This window comes from Actinomycetota bacterium, assembly GCA_012837825.1.
GTDB lineage: Bacteria > Actinomycetota > Humimicrobiia > Humimicrobiales > Humimicrobiaceae > Humimicrobium.
This window is the reverse complement of the sequence record DUQM01000036.1, coordinates 1-8,444: the sequence shown is the minus strand read 5'-3', so window position 1 is coordinate 8,444 and position 8,444 is coordinate 1. Positions and strand designations below refer to the sequence as shown.

Annotated in this window: 6 protein-coding genes; 1 reads left to right on the top strand and 5 read right to left on the bottom strand. The window is 32.8% G+C overall.

What is annotated here, in order from left to right; genetic code table 11:
- The 3 genes from bshB1 to GXZ93_02825 all read right to left on the bottom strand — a co-directional run.
- The coding region (gene bshB1, locus GXZ93_02835) for a bacillithiol biosynthesis deacetylase BshB1 (protein HHT78719.1) at positions 1–716 on the bottom strand (716 nt) is incomplete at its 3' end.
- A gap of 15 nt (positions 717–731) precedes the next feature.
- The gene (gene bshC, locus GXZ93_02830) at positions 732–2,408 is read right to left on the bottom strand and encodes a bacillithiol biosynthesis cysteine-adding enzyme BshC (GenBank protein ID HHT78718.1); all 1,677 of its coding nucleotides are present in this window, start codon (positions 2,406–2,408) and stop codon (positions 732–734) included.
- A 59-nt stretch (positions 2,409–2,467) separates the two neighbouring features.
- Positions 2,468–3,130 carry a LysE family transporter gene (locus GXZ93_02825; protein HHT78717.1) on the bottom strand — a complete coding sequence of 221 codons (663 nt, stop codon included), beginning with the start codon at positions 3,128–3,130 and terminating at the stop codon, positions 2,468–2,470.
- A 464-nt stretch (positions 3,131–3,594) separates the two neighbouring features.
- On the opposite strand from GXZ93_02825, the gene GXZ93_02820 reads away from it, so the two are divergent.
- A complete protein-coding gene (locus GXZ93_02820; GenBank protein ID HHT78716.1) occupies positions 3,595–4,527 on the top strand; it encodes a branched-chain amino acid transaminase in 933 nt (310 codons plus the stop codon).
- Between the two features lie 10 nt (positions 4,528–4,537).
- Here the strand turns inward: GXZ93_02820 and GXZ93_02815 are convergent, their stop codons facing one another.
- Entirely contained in the window at positions 4,538–7,762 is a 3,225-nt protein-coding gene (locus tag GXZ93_02815; protein HHT78715.1) for an ATP-dependent helicase, read from the bottom strand.
- Positions 7,746–8,444 (bottom strand): PD-(D/E)XK nuclease family protein (locus GXZ93_02810; protein HHT78714.1); only part of this gene is annotated, 699 nt, incomplete at its 5' end. The genes GXZ93_02815 and GXZ93_02810, both read right to left, overlap by 17 nt.

Genomic DNA, 8,444 nt, shown 5'->3' with positions numbered 1-8,444 from the left:
CTGAGTGGATCATTTATTTTTATTTTTGAATTAATAAAATAAGGTTCGCCATATCCGGCCCTTATTTTAAGTCCAAAATATCTGGCTCTTGTATATAAAATTTCTTTAAAAGCTTTTGTGCTTATATGAGTTGTTGCCTGATTACTATCTCCCGAAAAGAACTGTGAGCCGTATGCCTTTATCGCTTGTACTTTTTCTTCGAAATGCTCTGTTATGTCAACAATAAAAGAGGGGTTGAATTCATAATGAAGCATATAATTTAATACAATATTGGGCCTGTAGGCCGGCATATCTGTTTCCAGTTTTGAAAGTCCTGATAAAAAAACCGCATCTTTGATAAGTTTTGATGAATTTTCATGGTCAGGATGTCTGTCCTGAAGATATGGAAAAAGAACTATTTTCGGAGTATATTTTCTTAAAACATAGATTATTTTTAACTTGTTCTGCATATTGCATTCAATATTGCCATCACTCATATCAAGATTTTCCCTTAAATCAAGCATTAAGATTTCTGTGGCTCTTCGGGTCTCCTTTTTTCTTGTTTCAAGGTTCCCATTGCTGGAAAGCTCTCCTCTTGTAAGATCAATTATCCCTGTTCTGCAGCCTTTCTTTTTCATTGCTATCAGCAGACCGCCACAACCTATCTCAGCGTCATCAGGATGGGGCGCAAAAGCTATGATATCTACGATTTTCTGTTTTCCGATATTCCCGTTCATTATTTTTTCACCCGCTTATGCTATTTCCATAAATTTATGCCTGAAATCAAAAGGATCAAGTTTTTTCTTTATACTGTTTATTATTTCAAAACCATACCTGTTTATATAGTCAAAAACATTTACACTTCTCTCCTGAAGATTTTTATTAGGCAGCAAATTATTATAGATTTTATTTATTGAATCAACAACAAAGCTGTTCTTTCTGCCATATTCCGACAATATCCTTTTAGATAGTATCTCTATTTCTTTTTTAAGATTATTTTCAATTCTGTTAAACGGACCATCTCCGTCAATATCATGTTTTCTCAGAGTTTCCTTTTTATTTCTGACTAACTCATGCATTTCCTTTTCAAGTTCAGCCAGAAACGAATTAATGTCAAATCCGATCATATTTTTAAGAATTGCTTTTGTCTGCCTTTCGGGAAAAAGCTCCAGAGTTTCATAATCAAGCTTTATTTTTTTTATGGATTCCTTTATTTTTCTTTCAATTATCGTAGCTGACAATCTTGGCATAATAACCGGCATCTCTATGCCAAAAAAAGTATATACATCTTTTATCTGCGCAAAATAGCTTATTTCCCCGGGTCCGCATATTGTAGCAATGTTTGGAAGAACCCAGTCCTGTAGAAGCGGCCTTGTAATTACACTTAGTGCGGTATCGTTTATATTTTTAAACAAAATATTTTTTAACTCGTTCAGGGAAAATTCGCTTTTTTTACTATCATATCCATGAATAAAAAAGCTGCCTCTTTTGCTGATTTTTATTTTTTCCCTGGCATTTTTTGTATTCAGAAAAAAATCAAGATTGTCTCTTAAAAGGCTGAGCTGACTGTGATATCCGAGAGCTGTCAGCTCTTTGGAATTGAAATCTATTGATCCATGTATCTCTGTCTGTTTTGAAAGATCAAATTCAATTATCTTCCTTGAAAATTTTTTTAATACAGCAAGCTCCGGGTCTATTATTATAAGGCCGTCATCTGAAAATAAATGACTTAATATTGCTGAAAAAAACCTTGAAACGGAAAAACCGTTATTTTTTCCGGCATTCATCATGATATCAAGTATCCGGCTGAGAAATTTTTCTATTTCCTTTTTATATTCAGTTTCCTGAAGACTGTCAAGCAGTTTTCTTACCAGGTTCTCGTACTCATCAACCGGAAGCACCATCTTTGAAAAACTTAACCTGCTGAGATATCCGGGGATGTCAATCGATATCTTCTCAAGACTTCCTGAGGGGATATTTATACTTTTGATTTCGTCAATATCATTATCATCAGAAGCATTCCAGAATACAGGCACAATTTTAATATTTAATTTCTCGGAAAGCATTTTTGAAACGGACACCAGGCTTATTGCCTTATATATGGTATATAAAGGTCCGGAAAAAATTCCCGGCTGCTGCCCTGCCACCAGAGTAAAGGAATCTTCTTTTTTTAAGATATCTATATTCTCTAAAGTCTTTTTACCACATCCAAATGAATTGTTATAATCGTATAATTCATCACAAAGATTGTTCTTTATATCTTTGTCATAAGTTTTTTTCAGAAAATCCGCTCTTGCTTTATATTGTTCAGGCAATCTGTAATCATATGAAAAAAAATTCCTTAGTTTGTCAAATTCAAACACATAATCTCTGTAAAGATTATTGCGATAAAAAATATTATTTCTCAGTCCGGTGATATTAAAATCCATTATCATCTGCCCGGTCTAATTATTGTTAATATGTCCGCATGACTCTGATACATATAATATCATCCCAGGGTAAAATCAATTATAAATTTTATGCCAAGATAAACAAGGAATAATCCGCAGATAAGAAACAATATCCTGTATGCCTTCTGACTGATTATTCTTTTGCCTCTGCTTAATATAAATCCTATAAAAAGATACCAGATAAAATCAGAACTGATATGCCCGGCATAAAAAGTAAAAATACCGGGATATCCGAATGAAGTGCCTTTAAGCAGAAAGGCTGCCCCAACTGTAACCCACCATATGTACCAGTAAGGATTAACAAGATTAATAAGAAAACCCTGGATCAGTATAAAAAGACTGCTTCTGCTGTTGTTTATTTTTTTGCCTGAATTTATATCAAGGTCGATTTTTATTTTATTCTTTATACTCAAATATATCATATCATAAGCAAGATACAGGAGACCTATTCCCCCCAGTATTCCTATTATTTTGATTACTGTCTCGTTTTTAAGATAATTAATAAGTCCGAAAATAAAAATTACAAGTATCGCAAGCTCAGCAATCGCATGACCTGCCACTATCAGGAAAGAAGCCCTGAAACCTTTCTGCGCAACTCTGGTCACCATAAGTGTGAACATGGGTCCCGGAACCAAGGCTCCTGAAAAACCAACCATCATGGCACTAAAAAAAAGCTGTATTAGCTCAAGCGGAATATTCATATCGGATTTTTATAATATCCTTATCTTTTTCAGTAATAATTATCATATATCTGTTTTTAAGATATATTTATTGCATAATATTGAAATAAAATACAATTAAATTTTTCTTAATTTTTTATTAAAAATAATATTGACAATGATTTTTTTAATTGCTATATTAATAACCATCTTAGAACAGGAGGCAACCTCTCGAAACAGAAGAGATTTTGAGGCGAAAGCATTGAAAAGGTAAGCTGATTTTGGAAAAGTCCCTGAGAAAAGTTCTAGGAGAAGCTCCGAGATGTTGAGTAACCTAAGGTGCAAGCTATGGTAAAAGATAACTCGGAGTTTTTTTATTTCCCCATTTTCTTATTTTTTCTTTTATTCTTTTAATTGAAATATAATCTTAAAAGAGTAAAATTTAATAGATTAATTTTTCTAAAATTTTATTTTTAAATTAAATTTATAAGTAAGGATGAAACGCTATGGAAAATTTAAGCCACCCGAATTATGCCTTCTTTCAGGGTAAGATAGTGCCTATTGAAGAAGCAAAAGTCGACATAAGAACTAGCGCGCTTCAATACGGGACAGCAGTTTTTGAAGGGATAAGAAGTTACTGGAATGAAATTGAAAAAGCAAACTATATTTTCAGACTTGAAGATCATTACAAAAGGTTTCTTGAAAGTGCCAAAATAATAATGCTTAAAATAAATTATTCCATCAAGGATCTGTGTGATTATACTATAAATCTTTTAAAAAAAGAAAATTACACGGAAGATTCATATATAAGACCTTTTGCATATACCAGTGACCTGAATATTGGCCCGAAACTCAATAAAGATTCACAGGATCTTTTTATTTATTCAATCCCGCTTGGAGAATATCTGGACATGTCAAGAGCATTAAAAGTATGTGTTTCTTCATGGGCAAGAATACCGGATAACTGCATCCCTCCAAGGGCGAAGATATCAGGCAGTTATGTCAACGCAGCGCTCCAAAAAACAGAAGCCCTGACGGATGGTTATGATGAAGCTATAACCCTGTCTTATGGAACAAGCTTTGTTTGTGAAGGAAGTGCCATGAATTTATTCATGGTGAAGAATGAGGCACTTTTTACTCCGCCTGTCAGCAGTGACATTCTTGAAGGCATAACAAGAAATACAGTTGTTGAGCTTTCAAAGGAAGAGCTTGATATACCTGTCATTGAAAGACAGATAAGCAGGACTGAGCTGTACACAGCTGATGAATTGTTCTTCTGCGGAACTGGTGCACAAATAGCTCCTATTGGAAATGTGGACGGAAGAATAATAAGCAATGGTGAAATAGGTAAAATAACAAAAAAGATTCAGGATATATATTTTCTGGCAGTTAAGAATAAGATTAAAAAATACTCTAAATGGTGCACCAAAGTAGTCTGACAAAAAAGAGCTACTTGCAGATTGAAGAATAACTGCATCTTGTGCAGTCTTTTACCAGCTTTTTATCAAAGTTCTGCAAGATTATATCAGATACGGTTCGGGGAATCTTTGCTTTCTGGGCATGTGCTGCAGGCAGATCCAGTCTGCTTTTGTCAATATCTCCGCTCCCTAAATACAGGATAAGCCCTTCCGCTTTTTCAACAGGTATTTTAAAATATTCAGATGCAGCAATCAGATAAAATTTAATCTGATTTTTATAATAAAAATCACCGGAACTGCTTTTTTGGGAGCCTGATTTGTAATCATAAATACGCAATGAGCCGTCATTCATTATATCTGCCCGGTCTATCTGGCATCTTATATAAACATTGCCGACTTTCCAGTAGAAAAGCTCTTCGAGAAATATTTGGGATACTTCCCTGAAATCCAGGACATTGCTTTCGGTAAGGTTTGAAAGAGTTTTTCTTAATTTTTCATTTTTTATTGAAAGAATCTCCTGATCGTATTTTTTTAGCAGAATTTCGTATTCATTGTTTGTAAATCCTTTTTCTCCGGCATTGCCTGCTTTAAACAGCTGCATGCTCATATCCGCAATAAGCTTATGTATTTTTGTTCCAAAATCTGTATTTTCTCTGCTTGTATTTTCAGGGATATTAATCAGATATCTTAATTCATACAGTTTTGGACATGTAAGATATGACAGTATTTCTGTCAATGTAAAAAATCTGGTTTTAACATCTGTTTCTTTCTGTCCGGACAAATCTTTTTTCAGAACTTCTTTTTTGCCTTCTCCCTTTAGTCTGAAAATATCCTTAAGTAATTTATTTTCAAGTCTGGCTGCATTTTCTTTATCTGTAAAATCCGGCAGAGCTGTGCTTCTTTTTTTCACAGGTGGTTTTTGAAAACCGCTTCTTCCCTGTCTTTCTTTAAACTGCATATCTGCTATAAGGCCGCTGAACTTGTTTAAAGTATTTATGCTTTCTTTAGAACTATCATTATTCAAAACTTCCATATCATCTTTAATTTTAATTGCAGCAGTATTATGATTTGCATTGCCGGGCACACATACATCATTTATGCCTTCTCTGACAAACTCAAGGAGTTCATCTGATTTCTGATCCGGGTTTCCCTGATAACTTTCAAATAATGGGTGAGACATTACAAGCAATTTTTCTGCCCTGGATGCTGCTACATAAAAAATCCTTCTCTCTTCTTCCCTTGCTTTGTCTTTCAGTTTTTTCCTGAATTTTGCCTGACTTGAGTATGAAGCTTTTTCAGACCATACTCTGCTGTCTGTCCTGAGATAGGCAGGTAATTCAAACTCAGCTTTTGAATTTAATTTTGGTTTATAATCTTTATTCCTCAACATGGGAAGAAAGACTATTTTAAACTCCAGACCTTTTGCAGCATGAATACTCATTATTTTTACAGCATTATCACCGGAAATCTCAATACTGTCAGGGTCTTCTACTTCAGTTCTGGCAAGTTCTTTCAGATAAATAACAAAAGCTTCAAAATCTGCATTTGAATTATCCTGTTCAAAATCTGATGCTATTCTTATCAGAGATTCTATGTTTTTTATTTTTTTCTTTAAATTCTGCCCAAATCCGGATTTTATTTCATCATAAAGCCCTGAGTGGTGAAATATTAAATTAATTATACCGCTGAGATTATATTGCTCGGATTTTTTGATATAATATTCAAACTCTGAAAGAAAAGATTTTATTTTCTCATTCGTATCTTTTGTTATGAATCTATTGTCATCGGACTTTTTTAAAGACCCTAAAAGATACCGGACAGGAACTGATTTTTCTTTTTTATGATTTTCACCGGTTTCAGCACCATATTCGATACGGTTTTTTAAAAAATAGATGTCTCTGTCAGATATTTTGTATTTTGATGATTTGAGAAGATACATCAGGCTTTCTTCATCATATATATTATTGATTAGTTTAAGCCAGCTTAACAAAAAAAGAATCTCGTTTTCATAAAAAAGATTTTTGTTCCCAATGAATTCATATCTTATGTTTTCCTTATTAAGGACTCTTGTTATCTCACCAAATTTTTTCTTTCTGCATAATATTGCGATATCTTTTAACATTATGCCTTTTTCTCTTAACTTTTTAATCATTTCGCAAATAATAATTGCTTCTTCTCTCATATCAATGGTCTTAAAGAAAAATATTTCTGATTCTTTCCCTGAAAACTCGGGCTTTATGATTTTTATATTTCTTTCTTTGTTATTGCTGATTACATTATTTGCAAAATTAATTATTTTTTCCCCGGATCTGAAGTTTATTGTCAGAAAATAAGGTTTGCTGTCTGAAACAAGTTCCGATTCGAAATATCCCATGTCCATTATATTTTCAACAGAAGCTCCCCTGAATCCGTATATCCCCTGATCATCATCCCCCACTATCATTATACTGTTTCTTTTCGGGTCAAATATTTTTGCAAGAAGATATGCCTGGGAGTTATTTGTATCCTGAAACTCATCAACAAATATAAACTTATATTTTTGCTGATATTTTTCCTTTACAGCAACAGACTCATTAAACAGTCTGTATGGCATAAAAATCTGATCTGCATAATCTATACAGTTTTTTAATAATTTAAGTTTCTCATATTCAGCATACATCCTGCATATCTCATTAAAATAACTTATTTTATTTAATTCTTCCTTCTGCAGGCCTTTGCTTTTATATCCTGAAAGCACTGATTCATATTCAATCAGGTAAGTTTTTAAATTGTCGAAACTGACAAGGTTGTTTTTTATGTTCCAGATAGATTCAAGGATTCTTTTTGTAAACTGTGCAATATTTTTGCCGGCTTTTAAATATTCAAAATCAGAATTCCTGAATATTTCAAAAATTATCTGCCATGATTTTGCTTCATTTAGCAGGCTGAAGTTTTTTGAGAGTCCGAATTTGTAACTGTTTTCTCTTATTATCTGATTTCCAAAAGAATTGAATGTAAATATGTCTATCACTTCAGAATCAGTTGAAAATGATAGCTCTTTTGAGATCCTTGTCTGCATATTCAGAGCCGCGTTTTTTGTAAAAGTAAGAGCCAGTATTTCTGAAGGAAGACATTTTTCCTCTTTTAGTATATTTACAATACTTGCAGTCAGAATACTGGTTTTTCCTGACCCGGCACAGGCAATTACCTTTTTTATTTTTTCCTCACCATATATTATCTGTTCCTGTTCAGGTGAAGGCTTAAAGTGGTTCTCCATAATATTTTTCACAGAATATTTTATATTCACAGCTGCTGCAGCTGAAATAATTTCTCGGATTTATATCAAATTTCTCTTTCTTTATATTGCTTATAATACTTAAAATCTTTTCCGTTACCATCTCTTCCGTTTTTTCATGGACAGTTACCGTAAAAAAATTATATTTTTCCAATCCTATTACATAATATCTGGGCAATATGGTTCTGTTCCTGATATCCGGAAGAAGTTCTGCTATGCTATTGCTCTTTTTTATGGCAAGATAATAGATCTTAAGCTGGAGTTCTTCTTCAAGATCTTTTTCCGAATACTTTTTTTGCGAGGATTTAAAATCGATCAGTTCTGCAAAACCATCATCCCTCAGATTTATCAGGTCTATCTTGCCTTTAATTTTGTTTTTTTCATCAATATCAAAAACAAATTCCTTTTCTGTAAATATTTTATCTTTTAAGTTTTCATAGTCTGGATCATCTATGATATAGGAAAAATTATTATAAAGATTGATAAAGTTTTTATTCATCTCATTTTTTATCTCTTTAAAATAAAAATGATATTTGAAATCATCTTTATTGTTCTCAAGCTCCTCATCCATTATTTTTAATAATTCCTGAAGAGCCGGCTTTTGATCTTTCTTAAAGAACCTGCTTATTATATTATGATATAAGGAACCGATTCTCAGACTCAT